Origin of the sequence: Pectobacterium jejuense, from assembly GCF_026800125.1 — a bacterium.
Lineage (GTDB): Bacteria > Pseudomonadota > Gammaproteobacteria > Enterobacterales > Enterobacteriaceae > Pectobacterium > Pectobacterium jejuense.
In genome coordinates this window covers 334,228-354,237 of sequence record NZ_JAPQKX010000003.1, presented here as the reverse complement: position 1 = coordinate 354,237, position 20,010 = coordinate 334,228, and the positions used below count along the sequence as shown (strand labels likewise).

Annotated in this window: 17 protein-coding genes; 7 read left to right on the top strand and 10 right to left on the bottom strand. The window is 54.0% G+C overall.

Features of this window, described 5'->3' with window-relative positions; genetic code table 11:
• Positions 1-5: 5 nt before the first annotated feature.
• Positions 6-3,230 (top strand): carbamoyl-phosphate synthase large subunit, encoded by a 3,225-nt coding sequence (gene carB / locus NXT09_RS07960; protein ID WP_268579355.1) that lies wholly within the window; start codon positions 6-8, stop codon positions 3,228-3,230.
• Between the two features lie 87 nt (positions 3,231-3,317).
• On the opposite strand, the gene NXT09_RS07955 is transcribed toward carB, so the two are convergent.
• Positions 3,318-3,932, bottom strand: a complete 615-nt coding sequence (locus NXT09_RS07955) for a LysE family transporter (protein ID WP_268579354.1) — start codon at positions 3,930-3,932, stop codon at positions 3,318-3,320.
• 202 nt (positions 3,933-4,134) lie between these two features.
• Here NXT09_RS07955 and NXT09_RS07950 point away from each other — a divergent pair, with 202 nt between their 5' ends.
• From NXT09_RS07950 to folA, 3 genes are all read left to right on the top strand, one after another.
• Complete coding sequence (locus tag NXT09_RS07950; protein WP_095995308.1) at positions 4,135-4,908, top strand: threonine/serine exporter family protein; 774 nt, start codon at positions 4,135-4,137, stop codon at positions 4,906-4,908.
• Positions 4,899-5,369, top strand: a complete 471-nt coding sequence (locus NXT09_RS07945; protein ID WP_268579353.1) for a threonine/serine exporter — start codon at positions 4,899-4,901, stop codon at positions 5,367-5,369. Before NXT09_RS07950 ends, NXT09_RS07945 begins: the two co-directional genes overlap by 10 nt.
• A 223-nt stretch (positions 5,370-5,592) precedes the next feature.
• On the top strand, positions 5,593-6,075 hold the full coding sequence (gene folA / locus NXT09_RS07940) for a type 3 dihydrofolate reductase (protein ID WP_010299774.1): 483 nt from the start codon (positions 5,593-5,595) through the stop codon (positions 6,073-6,075).
• A gap of 82 nt (positions 6,076-6,157) precedes the next feature.
• Here folA and NXT09_RS07935 read toward each other — a convergent pair whose 3' ends face one another.
• Positions 6,158-7,063 carry a LysR family transcriptional regulator gene (locus NXT09_RS07935; protein ID WP_268579352.1) on the bottom strand — a complete coding sequence of 302 codons (906 nt, stop codon included), beginning with the start codon at positions 7,061-7,063 and terminating at the stop codon, positions 6,158-6,160.
• Between the two features lie 110 nt (positions 7,064-7,173).
• Here NXT09_RS07935 and NXT09_RS07930 point away from each other — a divergent pair, with 110 nt between their 5' ends.
• Complete coding sequence (locus NXT09_RS07930) at positions 7,174-7,704, top strand: DMT family transporter (protein WP_268579351.1); 531 nt, start codon at positions 7,174-7,176, stop codon at positions 7,702-7,704.
• A 134-nt stretch (positions 7,705-7,838) separates the two neighbouring features.
• Positions 7,839-8,033, top strand: a complete 195-nt coding sequence (locus NXT09_RS07925; RefSeq protein ID WP_268579350.1) for a hypothetical protein — start codon at positions 7,839-7,841, stop codon at positions 8,031-8,033.
• A 40-nt stretch (positions 8,034-8,073) separates the two neighbouring features.
• Here the strand turns inward: NXT09_RS07925 and apaH are convergent, their stop codons facing one another.
• The 6 genes from apaH to lptD form a co-directional block, all read right to left on the bottom strand.
• Positions 8,074-8,931: a bis(5'-nucleosyl)-tetraphosphatase (symmetrical) ApaH gene (gene apaH, locus NXT09_RS07920; RefSeq protein ID WP_268579349.1), complete on the bottom strand. Its 858-nt coding sequence runs from the start codon at positions 8,929-8,931 to the stop codon at positions 8,074-8,076.
• Between the two features lie 2 nt (positions 8,932-8,933).
• Entirely contained in the window at positions 8,934-9,311 is a 378-nt protein-coding gene (apaG, locus tag NXT09_RS07915) for a Co2+/Mg2+ efflux facilitator ApaG/CorD (protein ID WP_268579348.1), read from the bottom strand.
• Positions 9,312-9,323: 12 nt separating this feature from the next.
• Complete coding sequence (gene rsmA, locus NXT09_RS07910; RefSeq protein WP_014916690.1) at positions 9,324-10,142, bottom strand: 16S rRNA (adenine(1518)-N(6)/adenine(1519)-N(6))-dimethyltransferase RsmA; 819 nt, start codon at positions 10,140-10,142, stop codon at positions 9,324-9,326.
• The gene (pdxA, locus tag NXT09_RS07905) at positions 10,135-11,136 is read right to left on the bottom strand and encodes a 4-hydroxythreonine-4-phosphate dehydrogenase PdxA (RefSeq protein ID WP_268579347.1); all 1,002 of its coding nucleotides are present in this window, start codon (positions 11,134-11,136) and stop codon (positions 10,135-10,137) included. The genes rsmA and pdxA overlap by 8 nt, the downstream gene beginning before the upstream one ends.
• Positions 11,136-12,431 (bottom strand): peptidylprolyl isomerase SurA, encoded by a 1,296-nt coding sequence (gene surA, locus NXT09_RS07900; protein ID WP_205551744.1) that lies wholly within the window; start codon positions 12,429-12,431, stop codon positions 11,136-11,138. The genes pdxA and surA overlap by 1 nt, the downstream gene beginning before the upstream one ends.
• A 218-nt stretch (positions 12,432-12,649) precedes the next feature.
• The gene (gene lptD / locus NXT09_RS07895; RefSeq protein ID WP_268579346.1) at positions 12,650-15,058 is read right to left on the bottom strand and encodes an LPS assembly protein LptD; all 2,409 of its coding nucleotides are present in this window, start codon (positions 15,056-15,058) and stop codon (positions 12,650-12,652) included.
• A 149-nt stretch (positions 15,059-15,207) separates the two neighbouring features.
• Here lptD and djlA point away from each other — a divergent pair, with 149 nt between their 5' ends.
• Entirely contained in the window at positions 15,208-16,098 is an 891-nt protein-coding gene (djlA, locus tag NXT09_RS07890; RefSeq protein ID WP_014916686.1) for a co-chaperone DjlA, read from the top strand.
• 82 nt (positions 16,099-16,180) lie between these two features.
• Here djlA and rluA read toward each other — a convergent pair whose 3' ends face one another.
• Both rluA and rapA read right to left on the bottom strand, forming a co-directional pair.
• Entirely contained in the window at positions 16,181-16,834 is a 654-nt protein-coding gene (gene rluA / locus NXT09_RS07885) for a bifunctional tRNA pseudouridine(32) synthase/23S rRNA pseudouridine(746) synthase RluA (protein WP_014916685.1), read from the bottom strand.
• A gap of 168 nt (positions 16,835-17,002) precedes the next feature.
• Positions 17,003-19,906, bottom strand: a complete 2,904-nt coding sequence (rapA, locus tag NXT09_RS07880; protein WP_268579345.1) for an RNA polymerase-associated protein RapA — start codon at positions 19,904-19,906, stop codon at positions 17,003-17,005.
• Between the last annotated feature and the right edge of the window lie 104 nt (positions 19,907-20,010).

Here is a 20,010-nt window from a genome sequence, read left to right as displayed (position 1 = left end):
AGAAAATGCCAAAACGTACAGATATTAAAAGCATCCTGATTCTGGGCGCAGGCCCGATTGTTATCGGCCAGGCGTGTGAGTTTGACTACTCGGGTGCACAGGCGTGTAAAGCGCTGCGTGAAGAGGGTTACCGCGTTATTCTGGTGAACTCCAACCCAGCAACCATCATGACCGATCCGGAAATGGCCGATGCGACCTACATCGAGCCGATTCACTGGGAAGTGGTGCGCAAAATCATTGAAAAAGAGCGTCCAGATGCGGTGCTGCCAACGATGGGCGGCCAGACTGCGCTGAACTGTGCATTGGAATTGGAACGTCAGGGCGTGCTGGCCGAATTCGGCGTGACCATGATTGGTGCAACGGCGGATGCGATTGATAAAGCAGAAGATCGCCGCCGCTTCGACGTTGCGATGAAGAAGATCGGTCTGGATACCGCGCGTTCCGGTATTGCACACAATATGGAAGAAGCGCTGGCGGTTGCCGCTGACGTCGGCTTCCCGTGCATCATCCGTCCTTCCTTTACGATGGGCGGCACCGGTGGCGGTATCGCTTACAACCGTGAAGAGTTCGAAGAGATTTGCGAACGCGGTCTGGATCTTTCACCAACCAAAGAGCTGTTGATCGATGAATCGCTGATCGGTTGGAAAGAGTACGAGATGGAAGTGGTGCGTGATAAGAACGACAACTGCATCATCGTCTGCTCAATCGAAAACTTCGATGCCATGGGGATCCACACCGGAGACTCCATCACCGTCGCCCCTGCACAAACGCTGACCGATAAAGAATACCAAATCATGCGTAACGCCTCGATGGCGGTACTGCGTGAAATCGGCGTAGAAACGGGCGGTTCTAACGTTCAGTTCTCGGTAAACCCGAAAACTGGTCGTCTGATTGTTATCGAAATGAACCCGCGTGTATCACGTTCTTCCGCGCTGGCGTCTAAAGCGACAGGCTTCCCGATTGCAAAAATCGCGGCCAAGTTAGCCGTGGGATACACGCTCGATGAGCTGATGAACGACATTACTGGTGGCCGTACGCCAGCGTCTTTCGAACCGGCTATCGACTACGTTGTGACTAAGATTCCACGTTTCAACTTTGAGAAATTCGCTGGTGCCAACGACCGTCTGACCACGCAGATGAAATCTGTGGGTGAAGTGATGGCGATTGGTCGTACGCAGCAGGAATCCTTGCAGAAAGCGCTGCGTGGCCTGGAAGTGGGTGCAACCGGCTTCGATCCGAAAGTGGATCTGGACGATCCAGAAGCGCTGACCAAAATCCGCCGCGAGCTGAAAGATGCCGGTGCCGAGCGTATCTGGTACATCGCCGATGCCTTCCGTGCGGGGATGTCTGTCGATGGCGTATTTAACCTGACTAACGTTGACCGCTGGTTCCTGGTGCAGATTGAAGAACTGGTGCGTCTGGAAGAGCAGGTCGCTGAAAAAGGCGCAACCGCGCTGGATGCCGAATTCCTGCGTACGCTGAAGCGTAAAGGCTTTGCTGATGCGCGTCTGGCGAAACTGGCTGGTGTGGCGGAAAGCGAAATTCGCAAGCTGCGTGATAAGTTCGACCTGCATCCGGTCTATAAGCGTGTCGATACCTGTGCGGCAGAATTTGCGACCGATACCGCATACATGTACTCCACGTACGAAGAAGAGTGTGAAGCCAATCCGACTCAGGATCGTGACAAAATCATGGTACTGGGCGGTGGGCCGAACCGTATTGGTCAAGGGATCGAATTTGACTACTGCTGCGTCCACGCTTCACTGGCGCTGCGTGAAGATGGTTATGAAACCATCATGGTCAACTGCAACCCGGAAACCGTTTCAACAGACTACGATACGTCTGACCGTCTGTACTTCGAGCCGGTGACGTTTGAAGATGTGCTGGAAATCGTCCGCATCGAGAAGCCAAAAGGCGTTATCGTGCAGTACGGTGGCCAGACGCCATTGAAACTGGCGCGTGCGCTGGAAGCGGCAGGTGTGCCAGTTATCGGCACCAGCCCAGATGCGATTGACCGTGCAGAAGACCGCGAGCGTTTCCAACAGGCGGTGAATCGTCTGGGGCTGAAGCAACCAGCTAACGCCACGGTCGCGACCATTGAGCAGGCGGTAGAAAAAGCGCGTGGTATCGGTTATCCGCTGGTTGTCCGTCCTTCTTATGTGCTGGGCGGCCGCGCGATGGAAATCGTGTGCGACGAAATCGACCTGCGTCGCTACTTCCAAAACGCGGTTAGCGTGTCCAACGATGCGCCAGTGCTGTTAGACCGCTTCCTTGACGATGCCATCGAAGTCGACGTTGATGCGATTTGTGACGGCGAGCGCGTGCTGATTGGCGGCATTATGGAGCACATCGAGCAGGCGGGCGTTCACTCCGGTGACTCGGCTTGTTCACTGCCGGCTTATACGCTGAGCAAAGAGATTCAGGACGTGATGCGCCAGCAGGTTGAAAAACTGGCGTTTGAACTCTGCGTTCGCGGTCTGATGAACGTGCAGTTCGCGGTGAAGGATAACGAGGTTTATCTGATTGAAGTGAACCCACGTGCGGCGCGTACCGTACCGTTTGTCTCGAAAGCGACGGGTGTTCCGTTGGCGAAAGTCGCGGCACGCGTGATGGCAGGCAAAACGCTGGCTGAGCAGGGCGTCACGAAAGAAATTATCCCGCCGTACTACTCCGTAAAAGAAGTGGTGCTGCCGTTCAACAAATTCCCTGGCGTTGACCCGATTCTGGGGCCAGAAATGCGTTCAACCGGTGAAGTCATGGGCGTGGGCCGCACGTTTGCTGAAGCGTTTGCTAAAGCGATGCTGGGCAGTAACTCGCACATGAAGAAAACCGGACGCGCGCTGCTGTCTGTGCGTGAAGGCGATAAAGCTCGCGTGGTGGATCTGGCAGCCAAGCTGCTGAAGTATGGCTTTGAGCTGGATGCGACGCACGGCACGGCGATTGAGCTGGGCGAAGCGGGCATTAATCCGCGACTGGTGAACAAGGTGCATGAAGGTCGTCCGCACATTCAGGACCGCATCAAGAACGGCGAGTACACCTACATCGTCAACACCACCGCAGGGCGTCAGGCGATTGAAGACTCCAAGCTGATTCGCCGCAGCGCACTGCAATACAAGGTGCACTACGACACGACGCTGAACGGCGGTTTCGCCACGGCCATGTCGTTGACGGCAGATCCGACGGAGAAGGTGACTTCCGTGCAGGAAATGCATGCGATGATTAAAGGCTGATTGACCGACTTCGGTCGGCGGTAAGCGGATAATGAAAGCCAGCGTTGGCAACAGCGCTGGCTTTTTTCATGGGGAACGTTTTGCGTGTTAACCCAGTGCGACTTTGATACCCAGCGCGATCAGCACCGTACCCAGCAATTTATCCACCAGTTTCTGTGCTTTAGTCAGGCCGCGCCGTACCGGTTCGCTTTGGAAAAGCATGACCAGCAGCGGCCACCAGACGACCGATAACAGCCAGATAATCATGGCGTACCACAGTTTTTCACCGATGCCAGAGTGAATATTCAGGACCTGTGTGAACATCGCCAGAAAGAACAGCGTCGCTTTCGGATTCAGCAGATTACAGAGGTAACCTTGCAGGAACGCTTTTTTCAGGCTGATGCTTTGCTGCCCCTGACTTGAAACATCCATCTTGCTTCCGCCGCGTGCGAATAACGCCTGAATACCGATCCAGATCAGATAGGCGGCACCCGCATATTTCAGTACATTAAACAGCCACGGCGTGGTGGTGATGACGACGGCCAGCCCCGCGACGCAGTACGCCATATGGGTTGCCACACCGCAGATTACGCCAAACGCGGTCATCAGTGCGGTAACGCGCGGGTAGCGTGTGGCATTCTTGATGACGAGGAAAAAGTCGGGGCCGGGAGAGAGCATCCCCAGCGTGGCGATAGTGGCGACAAACAGCGATGTTTCTAACATGGTCATCCCAGAGAGTGAAATAGTAAGAACGTTGGAAATGATAGCGCCAGAATAATGAATTCGCATCACACTTATTGGTTATTCGGCGGCGATATGTTAACAATTATCCTTTCATTTTTTGTGGTTAATTTCAGGGGCGGGTTGAGATAACAACATGGTCAGTGAACGTGAGAATCGTGAACCATTCAGTAGCGAAAAACGGATGGGTGAAGCGCCACAGCAGCGGGAAATAACCCGACTGTGCATCCAGTGTGCGCTGCTGCTGTTACAGCACGGCGCAGAGAGTATGGTGGTAGAACAGCTGTCGTCACGGCTGGGTATGGCGCTCGGCGCTGATAGCGTTGAGAGTTCCATCTCAGCAAATTCGATTGTGCTGACCACCATCATGCAGGGACATTGCCTGACGTCGACGCGGAAGAATGTGGACCGCGGCATTAACATGCACGTCGTCATTGAGGTTCAGCATGCGGTCATCATGGCCGAGCATAAACTGCTGGATGTGGCAGGGGTGGAAAAACGTCTGGGAAATATCAAGCCGCTGCGCTATCCGCGCTGGCTGATGGTGTCCGTTGTTGCGCTCTCCTGCGGTTGCTTCAGCCGTTTGAACGGCGGTGGGTGGGATGCGTTTATCGTCACGCTGATTGCCAGCGGTCTGGCGATGTATGTCCGGCAGGTCTTTACGGCGCGACACCTGAATCCGTTGATCAACTTCTGTATTACGGCGTTTGTTGCGACGTCGGCATCCGGGCTGTTAATGCGTTTACCCGCTTTTTCTCAAACCTCGACGGTAGCGATGGCGGCGAGCGTGCTGCTGCTGGTTCCCGGCTTTCCGTTGATTAACGCCGTGGCAGATATGTTTAAAGGGCACGTGAATACCGGTTTGGCACGTTGGACGGTCGCGAGTTTACTGACGCTGGCAACCTGTATTGGTGTCGTGATGGCGATGTCGCTGTGGGGGTTACGCGGATGGGCTTAAGTTTACTGTGGGCGCTCTTGCAGGATATGGTGCTGGCGGCGGTTCCTGCGTTGGGGTTTGCGATGGTCTTCAACGTGCCGCTGAAAGTGCTGCCTTATTGTGCGCTGCTGGGCGGTGTCGGGCATGGCGTGCGGTTTATGGCGATACATTTCGGCATGAATATCGAGTGGGCGTCGTTTCTGGCGGCGATCTTGATTGGCATCATTGGTATTCGCTGGTCGCGCTGGCTGCTGGCGCATCCGAAAGTCTTTACCGTAGCGGCCGTGATCCCGATGTTTCCCGGCATTTCTGCCTATACGGCGATGATTTCGGTGGTGGAAATTTCGCACCTTGGCTACAGCGAAGCGCTGATGAACGTCATGATGACCAATTTCCTGAAGGCCAGTTTTATCGTCGGTGCGCTCTCTATCGGCCTGTCTTTACCGGGGATTTGGCTCTACCGCAAACGGCCGGGAGTATAAAACTCTTATATTACGTTTCGGTCTTGTATCTATATTGACGAGCGAAAGAGCTTTCCGTATATACCCGTCATACTTCAAGCTGCATGTGCGTTGGCTTTCCTCACTCACCCCAGTCACTTACTGGCGTAAGCTTCTGGGGATTCGCTGTGTCGCCGCCTTCATGCAACTCGAATTATTTAGTGTATAGTGTCAGCAATTTTCTGACCTACAGGGTTTTTTCACCATGGTTATTAGTTTGATTGCTGCACTGGCAGTGGATCGCGTGATTGGTATGGAAAACGCGATGCCGTGGCATTTGCCAGCCGATCTGGCATGGTTTAAGCGTAATACGCTTAATAAGCCGATTATTATGGGGCGTAATACTTTCCGTTCTATCGGTCAGCCGCTGCCCGGCCGACTGAACATTGTCGTCAGCAATCATCCCGGTGATGACGATCGTGTGACCTGGGTCTCTTCGCTGGACGCTGCGCTGGCGGCAGCGGGCGACGTCGAGGAAGTGATGGTGATTGGCGGCGGCAGTATCTATCAACAAATGCTGGCGCAGGCTAATCGCCTTTATCTGACGCACATTGATGCCGAAGTGGAAGGCGACACGCATTTCCCTGACTATGAGCCGGATGAGTGGCAGTCTGTTTTCAGCGAATTCCATGATGCTGACGAGCGCAACTCACACAGTTACTGCTTCGAGATTCTGGAACGCCGCTAAGCGCCTTTCCTGAGATAATATTCTGTCGATGAATAGCTAAACCCGCCTTGCTGCGGGTTTTTTCGTTTTCTTACCCGTTACTTTACTTCCCCGCCTGACAGCTTTCCCAAATGGCGTGCCTTAGCCAGCGATGCGCAGGATCGCTCTCGCGTCGCGTATGCCATACCTGCTGGAAGGCAAAGTTGGGTATCGTGAACGGCGGCGGAAAAATATGTAAGTCTGGCGTAGTGATGTGGGCCATGCTGCGCCGCGCTGCGGTCAAAATCAGGTCAGTACCGGCAATGAGATTGATGGCGGCATGCCAGTGGGGTAGCGTCAGCACGACATTGCGCGATAGGTTGCTTGCAGCAAGCGTGCTGTCTACTTCATTGGCTGAATCGGGATGCATAGTGACCAGAACATGTGGTCGTTCCAGCCATGCCTCAAACGATAGCGTACCGTTTTCCGGCAGCGTGGCGCGGTCGGCCAGACAGGCAAACTGTTCTTCAAAGAGAAGCTCGGCGTGTATTTCAGGCGGGCGTTCAGGAAATACGCCGAGGCCTAAATCGATTTCTCCATCAATCAACTGTGCTAGCATCATTTCACGGCCGGCATGACTGACGGCCAGCGAAATGCCGGGAGCCTGTACACGTAGATGCCGCATGAGCGTTGGCAAAACGGCATTCGTACCGTAATCAGAGAGCGTCAAACGGAAATGTCGCGTGCTATGGCACGGATCGAACTGCGGTGCCTGGATAAGCCCATTCAACTGGTCAAGCGCCTGTTCCAGCGGGTCGAGTAGCGCTTGAGCGCGAGTCGTCAGCGTCAGACCGACTTCACGCCGGACTAACAGCGGATCGTTAAAAATCTGGCGAAGCTGTGATAGTGAATGGCTGACGGCAGGCTGGCTGCGGTGCAGGCGCAGCGCTGCCCGCGTGACGTGTTTCTCCGTCAACAGCGCATGAAGCGTTAGCAGCAGATTCATATCAATACGACGTAAATCATCCATTCTATGAATGCCTTCCGTATGAATTACGAATTTCCATCAGTTTAATGGATGATGGAGTATTGGAACATCCCAATTACGTTGTGAACTTATATTGTGAATCAGGGGGTTCCATGTCGTTATTCTCTTCTTTTTCTCTCTCATTATTGCTGCCGTTGGGTATTGCGGTATTTGCCGGGAGCATTGTGCCTTTTCAGGCCGCCAGTAATGCGATGTTGGGGCGCTCGCTAGGCCATCCACTTTGGGCAACGCTGGTGTCCCTGCTGGTCAGCATCTGCGTGTTGTTGCCGATTCTATTTGCTGCTCGGGTGCCCACGCCAGCGCTGGGTAATGCCTTGCAGGGGCCGTGGTGGATCTGGCTGGGCGGAGTGGCAGGTGTGGCTTATATCACTGCCGCCTTATTGCTGACGCCAAAGCTTGGAGCCTCAGGTTTTATTGTCTGCGTGATTGTCGGTCAGGTTGTGGCATCGCTGATCATCGATCATTTTGGTTTGATGGGGTTGGCAGTGAAGCCTGCGACGCTGGGGCGAATCGCGGGTGTCGTGTTAATCGTGATGGGGATGCTGGTGGTGCAATATTCTGCGGCTTCTCAACCGCTGACAAAATCCACCGCTGAACCCATCAGCAACCACAGCGAGAGATGAACTCTCCATTTTTTAGCGGAAATGGGTCACATTTCCGTCATCTATCATCGCTAGTATGAAAACGAGTAGCGGCTTCCGTCGTTCAATTGAAATGTCGTTAAGCCGCTGTGTTTGATAGATAGGAGACAGTAAGCATGACGAATAGAAACAGCAATCTGAATACTGACCGACTGAGCGATCCACGCCGCCGTGAATTGCCGTCAGGTGGCGTAGAAGCCGTCGGCCTGTCTGGGTTTCTTGGCGGCGGTATCTGGTCGATTCCCGCCGAAGAGTTGTCCGTACCGTCATCCAGAAAGGCTCAGTCTGAGACGATTTTTCCCTTTCTATGACTCTGGCACGGTTGGCGATCGAGCAACGGCTTTCGAACCTTTACTCACCCGATAAGGGCGCGCTATTGCCAGAAAGCTCGGTATTTGATGAGAGTGACGGTTGCGTGAAATAGCGCTTATCGTCCCAACGCAGCATAGTCAGTTCTCCCCCCCAACAGCACCCGGTATCCAGAGCGTAAATGTTTTCCGGCGTGCCTTTCCCTTCCAGCGAGGCCCAGTGGCCGAACGCAATAGCGTATTCCCCGGCAACCTGACTCGGCAGCTCAAACCACGGTTTTAGCAGAGAAGGTGCCTGACTCGGCGGTTCTTTGCAGAGCATATCCAACTGCCCGCCAGAGAAGCAGTAGCGCATACGGGTAAAGACGTTGGTGCTAAAGCGTAGACGGGCCAGACCGCTGAGCTCCGTGCTCCAGTGGTTCGGCATATCGCCATACATAGCATCAAGGAAAAGTGGGTAGCTGTCGCTGCTCAGGATCGATTCGACTTCGCGTGCACACATCAGCGCCGTTGGAAGATCCCACTGCGGTGTGATACCCGCATGCGCCATAACTAGCTTTAGTTCTTCATCAACCTGCAAGATCGGCTGACGACGTAGCCAGTTGATGAGTTCGTCGGCATCGGGCGCGGTAAGGAGCGCGTTTAGCCGGTCTTTCGGCTTGTTGCGACTGATACCAGCATAAACGGCCAGCAGGTGCAGATCGTGATTGCCAAGCACCATGCGAACAGAGGAACCGAGGGAGCGAACAAAGCGTAGAACCTGGAGGGAATCCGGCCCGCGTGCGACTAAATCGCCAGTTAGCCAGAGCGTATCTTGCTCTGGATTAAAGGAAACTTGCGCCAATAGCGCATTAAGTTCCACGAAACAGCCGTGAACATCGCCAACTAAATAGGTAGACATAATTAATGTATCAGTGAAGGAATAGCCAGACGGAAAACGGGGATGGAAATCTGAAACGCTTTACCCTGATGGTCAACCATATGATAGTGGCCTTCCATCGTGCCGAGAGGCGTTTCGATGACGGCACCGCTGGTATATTGGAATTCGCCGCTGGGCTGGATAATCGGCTGTTCGCCGACTACGCCTTCACCCTGCACTTCAGTCTGGCGACCGTTACCGTTGGTGATCAGCCAATAACGTCCCAAAAGCTGGACTTCATGACGCCCCAGATTGCGAACCGTAATCGTGTAAGCAAACACGAAACGTTCTTCATCAGGCTCCGACTGTGATTCCACGTAGAAGCTCTGAACCTGTACACAAACACGGGGCGCATTAATCATGATGAACTCCAGTTATTCCTGTTTTGCAGGATGCTCGCTCAACCAGTTCGCCAATCGGCAATATTGTTCAACGGTCACATTCTCTGCGCGGCTGGAGACATCGATTCCCAGCTCGGTGAGAATTTCCGGGGTGAACAGGTTGCCCAGACTATTACGTAGTGTCTTACGGCGCTGGTTAAACGCTTCCGTCGTGATGCGGCTCAGCACGCGAATGTCGCTGACCGGGTAGGGGATCTCGGCATGAGGAACGAGTCGCACTACGGCGGAATCAACTTTAGGCGCGGGCTTGAATGCCTCTGGTGGTACTTCAAGCACTGGGATTATCTGACAATAATACTGTGCCATGACGCTCAGGCGTCCAAAGGCTTTACTGTTCGGCCCTGCCACCAAGCGGTTAACCACTTCTTTCTGCAACATAAAGTGCATGTCGCGGATAGATTGAGTATAGGTGAACAAGTGGAACATCAGCGGTGTGGAAATATTATACGGCAGGTTGCCGAAAACACGCAGCGGTTGCCCAGCCTGTTCAGCGAGCGCGGCGAAATCGATCGTCATGGCATCTTGCTGAATAATCGTCAGCTTGTCTTTCAGCGTCGGATGCGTTTCCAGCCGTGCGGCCAGATCCCTATCCAACTCAATAACGGTAAAACGATCCATCCGCTCGCCAACGGGCGCGGTCAACGCGCCGAGGCCGGGACCGATCTCAACGATCGCTTGGCCCGGTTGAGGATGAATCGCCGAAACGATGCTATCGATCACGAAGTGATCGTTTAAAAAGTTTTGCCCAAAACGTTTACGGGCGAAGTGACCTTGGTGTACGCGATTATTCATTACTGTGTTTTATCATTTTAATGGCAAGATTTAATGCCGTGATGAAGCTGCCGGGGTCGGCGCTGCCGGTTGCGGCCAGCTCAAGCGCTGTACCGTGATCGACCGACGTACGAATAAAAGGTAACCCCAGCGTGATATTAACGGCGCGCCCGAAGCCCTGATATTTCAGAACCGGGAGCCCTTGATCGTGATACATCGCCAAAACAGCGTCAGCGTGTTGCAGATACTTTGGCTGGAACAGCGTGTCGGCAGGCAACGGTCCAACCAGCGTGATGCCCTGCTGCCGGAGTTCGTCCAGCGCTGGGTTAATCACATCCAGCTCTTCACGGCCCATATGGCCGCCTTCACCGGCATGAGGATTTAGCCCACAAACATAGATTTGCGGTTGAGCAATGCCGAATTTTGTCTGCAAATCATGATGCAAAATCGTGATGACTTCGTGCAGGCTCTGGCGGGTAATCGCCGCAGAAACCGCTGCAAGCGGAAGGTGCGTGGTCGCTAAGGCGACGCGCAGTTCTTCTGTTGCCAGCATCATGACGACACGGTCGCAGCGGCTGCGATCGGCGAAAAATTCAGTGTGTCCGCTGAATGGGACACCAGCATCGTTGATAATGCCTTTATGCACCGGGCCGGTAATCAGCGCGGCGAATTCGCCGTTCAGGCAGCCATCGCAAGCACGCGCCAACGTCTCAACGACATAAGCGCTGTTAGCGACATTCAGTTGGCCTGGAATGATGGTTGCCGGTGCGGCGATAGGCAGAATGGTCAGGCTGCCTGCCTGTTGTGGCTGTGCGGGCTGGCCGGGTTGATAGTCACGCAGCGCCAGCGGCATAGACAGCTGCAATGCGCGACTGAGTAACAGGTCAGGATCCGCACAGATCACAAGCTCTACAGGCCAGGCCTGCTGAGCCAGAGCAATCACCAGATCGGGGCCAATCCCGGCGGGTTCGCCGGGGGTGATCACAACGCGTGGCGTATTGCTCTCAGTCTGCATTAGTTACTGGCACCATTAATCACTTTGACATAGGCCGCTGCACGCTGTTCCTGCATCCAGGTTTGCGCTTCTTCAGCGAATTTACGATTAAAGATCATACGGTACGCCTGCTCTTTTTGCGCCGCGTCGGTTTTATCAACCTGACGGGTATCCAGCAACTGAATCAGGTGCCAGCCAAAAGAGGAGTGAACAGGCTGACTGATTTCGCCTTTCTTCAGTTTCAACAACGCATCACGGAAGGCCGGATCGTACATATCTGGAGAAGCCCAGCCAAGGTCGCCGCCCTGATTCGCTGAACCTGGATCCTGAGAGAGCAGTTTGGCTTGTGAGGCGAAATCGGTGCTGCCGTTTTTGATCTGCTGTGCCACTTCGGCCAGCTTGGCTTGCGCCTGGCTGTCTGTCATAACGACAGATGGTTTGATCAGAATATGGCGAGCATGCGTTTCGGTGACTGATACGCTTTTGTTACCGCCACGAATATCGTTCACTTTCAGAATGTGGAAACCCACACCAGAACGGATCGGGCCAACGACCTGACCTTTCTGCGCCTGTGTTAAGCGTTCAGCAAACAGCGTTGGGATCTCTTGTAACTTGCCCCAGCCCATTTGGCCGCCTTTCAGCGCCTGAGAGTCTGCGGAATAGGTAATGGCCAATTTGCCAAAATCCGCGCCTTCATTGATTTGTTTCAGCAGCGACGTTGCCAGATTTTCCGCCTCATCAACCTGCTGCTGAGTCGGGTTTTCTGGTAATGGGATCAGAATGTGGCTCAGATTCAGCTCATCGTTTTCACCGGTCTGGGTGGCGATTTGCTTAGCCAGCGTATCGACTTCCTGTGGCAGCACGGTAATGCGACGACGGACTTCGTTGTTACGCACTTCCGAAATCAGCATCTCTTTGCGAATTTGGTTACGGTAGGTGTTGTAGTTCAGACCTTCATAAGCCAGCTGGCTTTTTAGCTGGTCCAGAGACATCCGGTTCTGAGCGGCAATATTGGTAATCGCCTGATTCAGCTGCTCATCCGTCACCTGGATACCCATCTTCTGCGCCATTTGCAGGATGATGTTATCCATGATCAGGCGATCGGTAATCTGATGACGCAGCGTGGCGTCATCCGGCAACTGTTGCCCAGCCTGCTGGGCGTTCAGTTTTACCGACTGCAAAAGACTGTTTACATCACTTTCCAACACGACGCTGTTGTCGACCACTGCTGCGACTTTGTCAACCACCTGTGGTGCTGCGAACGCGGTAGAGGCACTCAGTGCCAATCCGAGAATAAGCGTTCTCCAGTTCTTCATACCTTTCCCATTATTTCATCCGCAAGGCGGGTTAAAAGTTCCAACGTTTCAGTGAGACAGCCTGTTTGCCACATCTATACACGTCATACTTCAAGTTGCATGTGCGTTGGCTTCGTTCACTCACCCGAATCACTTACTTGAGTAAGCTCATCGGGATTCCTTCCCTTGCCGCCTTCCTGAAACTCGAATTATTTAGTGTATAAGAACTCCGTATTGCATCAGAATGCGCGCTGGTAAGGCAAAATGCCTGAACGCAGCATTTTGTCGGAACCCAGACTGTAATTGCTGCTTAAACCACGTAATTCGATATTAAACGACACTTTGTTGTCGTATTCGCTGCTGCGGCTGGCACTATTCCAGTCGGTAATTTTACGTTCATAACCGACGCTCACAGCCCAACAGCAGGTATTGTACTGTAAACCAATCAGCTGGTTTGCCGGCTGATTAGCCTTGGTATCGTAATAATAAGCTCCAACCACCGCCCAACGCTCGACGATCGGCCAGCTCGCGGTGACACCCACCTGCGAGATACCTTGCTGGAAGCCAGGGTTTCTGACATTAGGAATCATATCCTGAATATATTCAGGGCTGGCATAACGGTAGTTTAGCTGTACCAGACGTTCCGCATCGCGACGGTATTCTAACACGGCGTCGCCCAGCGCGACTTCGTTCAGGCGGTTGTCATATTGCAGACCCCCGCGAATGCCCCACCTATCATCGATTTTCAGGAATGAATCACCGGCCCACACCTGGCTGCCGTTGTTATCACTTTTATCAAGAGACGTATTGCGGTCGCCGGTACGTGGACGATCGAAGTAATAGATTTGACCAATAGAAGCGTTAAAACGTTCAACCAGTGCATCATCATAAATACGCGTAGTGACACCGGTCACAAGCTGATTCGCGGATGCGATACGATCCAGACCGCTATAACTGCGATCGCGGAACAGGCCGGAATAGTCGGTCTGCATCAGCGTGGAGTCATAGGTATGGATACTGCTCTGATCGCGATAAGGCACGAACAGGTATTGCGCGCGAGGTTCCAGCGTCTGGGTATAGGCCTGCGACCAGTCCATTTCGCGTTCAAAGACCATTTTGCCATCGACTTTATATTGCGGCATCACCCGATTCACCGAATCTTTCAGTGCATTTTTCGAATCTTGTATATCTTGAGTGCTACTTGGTGTCGCACGATAGCGATCCAGATTATCCTGTTGGTAGTGCGTCGCTAACAGCTTGGCTTCGGTATTCAGGCTGGCCCAGCGGTTTGCCAGTGGGAGATTCAGCGTTGGCTCAACGTGCAGACGAGTCGCTTCCGGGCGATTGTCGTTGACGTTGGTAAATTTTACCGCCTGACCATAAAGGTGCATATCAACCGGGCCGATATCATTCTGGTAATAATTGATATCAAGCTGCGGCTCAGCACGGTAGACATCACGGCTGGTTGCGTTGGAAAAGACCTGGAACCGTCTGGTGGACACCGTGGTATCCCAGTTTTGGTTCGCATAGCCTGCGCTGAGTTTTTGGGTGACGTAGCCATCGGTGGTCGAACCGTAGCGCGAATCCAGATCGGTGAAGTAGCGGTCGTCGCTGACTTTTGTGTAGTCCGCGTTAAACCGCCATACCTGATCCATCACGCCACTGTGACCCCAGTGGAACAGCCAGCGGGTGTCGTTATCGTCCTGCGGGGAGACTTTGGCGTATTCATTGTCGCTGGGCAGCCAGTCGAACTGAATGACACCAAGGCCTGGCGTGGTCAGGTAGCGGAATTCGTTCTGCCACTGCATACCACGTTTAGTTTGCAGATGCGGTGTGATCGTGGCATCAAAATTAGGGGCAATGTTCCAGTAATAGGGCGTCAGCAGTTCGAAGCCATTGCTGCTACCATATTTCGCATTGGGGATCAGGAAGCCAGAGCGTCGTTTATCGCCGATAGGAAGCTGTAAATACGGGCTATAGAACACAGGTACGCCAGCAATCTTGAAACGCGCGTTCCAGATTTCGGCAACCTGCTCTTCTCTGTCTTGAATCACTTCCGAACCGACGACACTCCAGCTATTATCTCCCGGCAGACAGGAAGTGAAGGAGCCGTTTTCCAGAATGGTGTAGCGATTGCTATCACGCATTTTCATTTTGTCGGCGGAACCACGCCCTTGACGGCCCACCATCTGATAGTCGCCTTCATAGACGTCGGTATCTTTGGTGTTCAGGTTGGCCCAGGCTTTAGGGCCTTTCAGGATAACCTGATTGTCGTCGTAGTGGACATTTCCCGTCGCAGTAATGGTACGCGTAGGCGTGCTACCCTGCGTTGTTGGATCCAGCTGGTTCAGCTCCACCTGCTCGGCGGTCATGACGCTGTTGCCCTGCTGGATGTTAACATTGCCGATGAATTTGGCGTTGTCGGGATAGTTGGCTTCGGTTTTGTCGGCCTGAATATTGACCGGCAGCTGATTAGGATCGCCTGTTACCAGCGGTCTGTTGTACGTAGGTACACCCAGCATGCACTGTGCAGCGAGATCGGCCAGCGCGTGCTGGCTGTAAAGCGCCGACCAAACCAGAGTGGCCAGCAGAGTTGGGAAGCTTTTTTTCATACGTGGTATCAGGTGTTCCGTCATCAGGGGCATCATGCCGGCAAACGGTCAGAGACTATATCACTCGTTAGCGTTGCGCCAGTGTTAAATCCCCACCGCCTATACGCACCGCCGTTAGGTGCAAAGATAAATGACAGGTATGATAAAGCAATTTTTGGCTGACGGCATGAGGATTTGAGGAGTATATGCGGTATTGGGGAAAGTTGCTGGGGTTGGCGCTGGGAATCGTCTCAAGCGCTGGCATCTGGGGAATGATCATGGGCTTACTGATGGGGCATTGGATTGACAAAGCCCGGGCATCGCGTCGCCGTGATTATTTCTCCGCTCAGTCTACCCGTCAGTCATTGTTCTTTCTCACGACCTTTCAGGCCATGGGACATCTGACCAAATCCAAAGGCCGGGTGACGGAAGCCGATATCAAGATCGCGACCAAAATGATGGATCGCCTTGAGCTGTTTGGTGAGGCCAGAACCGCCGCTCAACGGGCTTTCCGTGAAGGAAAGACCAGCCATTTCCCTCTGCGAATAAAATTACGCAAGCTACGCGATGCCTGTCTGGGACGTTTTGATTTAATTAAGATGTTTCTGGAAATTCAACTTCAGGTCGCGTTTGTTGATGGCGTTTTGCATCCAAATGAACGACGTGTGTTGTATGTGATTGCCGATGAGCTGGGCGTGACGCGCGAGCAGTTTGAGTTCTTTCTGCGGAATATGGAGAGTAGCACGGGGCAACAGTCGCGGCAGAATCAGTCACGCCAGAACGGTAAATCGCATCAGCGCCGCAGTAACGGTCACTCCAGCGGGGGCTACTCCAACGGACACTCTTATGGCGGCCAACGTCCGGCTTCACCGCCGCGTGGGCCAACGGTCGAAAGTGCCTGTCGTACGCTGGGCGTGCGCAGCAGCGATGACGCGGTGACGATTAAGCGCGCCTACCGCAAGCTCATGAGCGAGCATCATCCCGATAAGCTGGTCGCCAAGAAGCTTTCGCCGAGGATGATGGAGATGGCCAAGCGCAAAGCGCAGGATATTCAGGCCGCCTATGAACTGTTGAAAAGCGCGAATCAGACAAAATAATCCGCATCCTTCCTCTTCTTACACCTTCCCCGTTTTACCGCTCAACCAAACCCGATTTGCAAATACCGTCAGCGCATCGGCCTCAAAAATCCGCTTCGCAACGAAAGTGCATTGGGGTATTGAACTCAGGGTGGGTGATGGCCAGTTCTTGCGCGTGCAGTAAAAGGCGGGGGGCGAGTGCTTTGGCATCGGGATGCGCATAAAAGCCATCGCCGAGGATAGGGTGACCTAGCGCGAGCAGGTGAACACGCAGTTGGTGGGAGCGACCGGTAATCGGCATCAGCTTGACGCGTGTTGTACCGTCAGCGTCACGCGAAAGTACCTGATATTCAGTCTGCGCTGCTTTTCCTGTTTCAAAGCAGACTTTCTGTTTCGGGCGGTTCGGCCAGTCGCAGATCAGTGGCAGGTCGATGACGCCTTCATCCTGCGCCATATGTCCCCAGACGCGGGCAAGGTAGGATTTCTTGGGTTCACGCTCGCGAAATTGACGCTTTAATTCACGTTCGGCGGCTTTCGTGAGGGCGACAGCAATCACGCCGCTGGTTGCCATATCCAGACGATGTACGGATTCGGCCGTCGGATAGTCAGCCTGAATACGGCTCATGACGCTGTCTTTGTGTTCTGGCGCACGGCCGGGAACCGACAGCAGACCGCTGGGTTTATTCACCACCATGATGTGCTGATCCTGATACAGAATATGCAACCAGGGATCGGTAGGCGGATTATAGGGTTCCATCGGAGCACCTTCAGACAACATATAATGTGTGATATTAGGGAGAACACGGGGATGAGGTTCCCGCAGGGAGACCTCGCCCCGTGGTATGCCCGTGTATCTCGATTTTGCAAACAACGTGTCTTTATAACAGCGGTATGAGGTTTATGCCTATACCGCTGTCAGAAACGTTTACTGATGTGTTACCACAACCAGACGAATTGCATCCAGACGCCAGTTGGCTTCATGCAGGTTGCTCAGCACCTGCTCGCGCTGGTTTTCCAGCGCAGTCAGCTCATCTTCACGAATATTCGGGTTGACGGCTTTCAGCGCTTCCAGACGTTCCAACTCGCGGCGCAATTGCAGGTCAGCCTGCTCCTGAGCTTCGGCGATGAGCTGGCGCGCCTGCGTTTCCACCAGCGCTTCTGCCTGTTGCAGCATGGCGTGAACATCGGCCTGTACGGCATTCACCAGCTTGCTGGACGTATGGCGGTTTACCGCATTGAGCTGGCGGTTGAAGCTCTCAAACTCAACCTGTGCCGCCAGATTGGTGCCTTTACGGTCCATCAGCAGGCGAACCGGCGTAGGCGGCAGGAAGCGGGTCAGTTGCAGGTGTTTCGGTGCCTGCGCTTCCACCACGTAAACCAATTCTGCCAGCAGCGTGCCGACTGGCAGCGCTTTATTTTTCAGCAGTGACACTGCACAGCTTCCAGTATCGCCGGACAGCACCAGATCGAGCCCGTTGCGGATAAGCGGGTGTTCCCAACTGATAAACTGTGCATCTTCGCGGGAGAGCGCCTGATCGCGATCGAAGGTGATCGTACAGCCGTCCTGCGGCAGGCCCGGGAAGTCTGGCACCAGCATATGATCGGATGGCGTCAGGATGATCAGGTTATCGCTGCGATCTTCCTGATTAATGCCAACAATATCGAACAGGTTCAGGGCGAACGTCACCAGATTGACGTCATTGTCCTGCTCGGCAATGGCTTGCGCTAACAGCTGAGCCTGTTCGCCACCGTTAGAATGCATTTCCAACAGGCGATCGCGGCCTTGTTCAAGCTGTTGCTTCAGGCTGTCGTGCTGTTGACGGCAAGTGTGAATAAACTCATCCAGCCCTTGCTGTTCGCCGACCGTCGTCAGTCGCTCGATCAGCTGTGCATGGTGAGCATCATAGATGGTACGACCCGTCGGACAGGTGTGTTCAAACGCGTCCAACCCTTCGTGATACCAACGTACCAGCAACGCCTGCGCGGTATTTTCCAGATACGGCACCATGATCTGAATTTCTTTGGCCTGCCCGATACGGTCCAGACGACCAATACGCTGTTCCAGCAGGTCGGGGTTGAACGGCAGATCGAACATCACTAAATGGCTGGCGAACTGGAAGTTACGGCCTTCGGAACCGATCTCTGAACAGATCAGCACCTGTGCGCCTTCTTCTTCAGAAGCAAAATAGGCGGCGGCGCGGTCACGCTCCAGAATAGACAGTCCTTCATGGAAGACGGCGGCGCGGATGGCTTCACGCGTGCGCAGCACCTGTTCCAGCTGTAGCGCGGTGGCTGCCTGTGCACAGATCACCAGGATTTTTTCATCACGATTGGCGGTCAGGTAGTTCAGTAACCATTCCACGCGCGGATCGAAGTTCCACCAGGTGGCATCGTCCCCTTCGAGCTGCTGATAAATTTGTTCCGGGTACAGCATGTCGCGGGCGCGGACTTCCAGCGCCTTATTCGCGTTCATAATGCCGGACACTTTAATCGCCGTTTGGTACTGCGCTGGCAGCGGCAGGCGGATTTGATGCAGGACTCGCTGCGGGAAGCCTTTAACCCCCTGACGCGTGTTACGGAACAGCACACGGCTGGTGCCGTGGCGATCCATCAGCATGGTGATCAGTTCCTGACGCGCTTTCTGATTGTCATCGCTGTCGCTGTTGATGGCTTTCAGCAGCGGCTCGATATCCTGTTCGCCCAGCAGATCGCTCAGCGCATTCAGTTCAGCCGTTTGGGCTTTTTCGCCCGCTAACAGCAGCGTGACGGCGTCGGCAACCGGGCGGTACTGCTGCTGTTCAGCAACGAATTCCTGATAGTCGTGGAAACGGTTGGGATCGAGCAGGCGCAAGCGCGCAAAGTGGCTCTGTTGGCCGAGCTGTTCCGGCGTTGCGGTTAACAGCAGAACGGCTGGCGTGGCGCGTGCCAGCGTTTCAATGGCCTGATATTCCGGGCTAGGGCTTTCTTCGCTCCAGACCAGATGGTGGGCTTCATCCACCACCAGCAGATCCCAGTCGGCGTTGACGAGCTGCGCAAAGCGCTGGGCGCTGCGTTGAACAAATCCCAGTGAGCAGATCACCAGCTGTTCAGTTTCAAACGGATTGCTGCTGTCCAGCTTGGCTTCGGCGTAGCGCTCGTCGTCAAACAGTGAGAACAGCAGGTTAAAGCGGCGCAGCATTTCGACCAGCCACTGATGTTGCAAGGTTTCCGGCACGACAATCAGCACGCGACTGGCACGACCCGCCAGCAGTTGCTGGTGGATGATCATCCCCGCTTCAATGGTTTTCCCCAGACCGACTTCGTCCGCCAGCAGAACGCGTGGCGCGTGGCGTTGACCGACTTCATGAGCGATATGAAGCTGATGAGGGATAAGGCTGGCACGCATGCCGCGCAATCCGACCTGCTGCTGTAGCGCCTGCTCGTTCTGATGCTTGCGGGCGCGATAGCGCAGGGCAAAGCGATCCATACGATCGATCTGCCCGGCAAACAGGCGATCTTGCGGTTTGTTGAACGTCAGTTTGCTGTCGAGGAAGACTTCACGCAGTTCCGCCGACGTTTCATCGTCCAGGCGTTGGCCGCAATACACCAGCAACCCTTTTTCTTCTCGCACGTCATCAACTTTGAGCTGCCAGCCTTCATGGCTGGTGACGGTGTCGCCGGGATTGAACATCACGCGGGTGATGGGGGCGTCGCTGCGGGAATAAAGTCGGTTTTCACCGCTGGCAGGGAAAAGCAGCGTAATCATACGCGTATCGACGGCAACAACCGTTCCCAGTCCAAGTTCGCTTTCCGTATCGCTGATCCAGCGCTGACCAAGTGTAAAAGGCATAAATTCTTAGCTCGATGTTCGTCTGTGTCGGAGGAATGTCTGATTACATTATCGGTTGACGATAATGCTGCTGATGCAAATTCAGAAAGGGCGTTATGGTAATG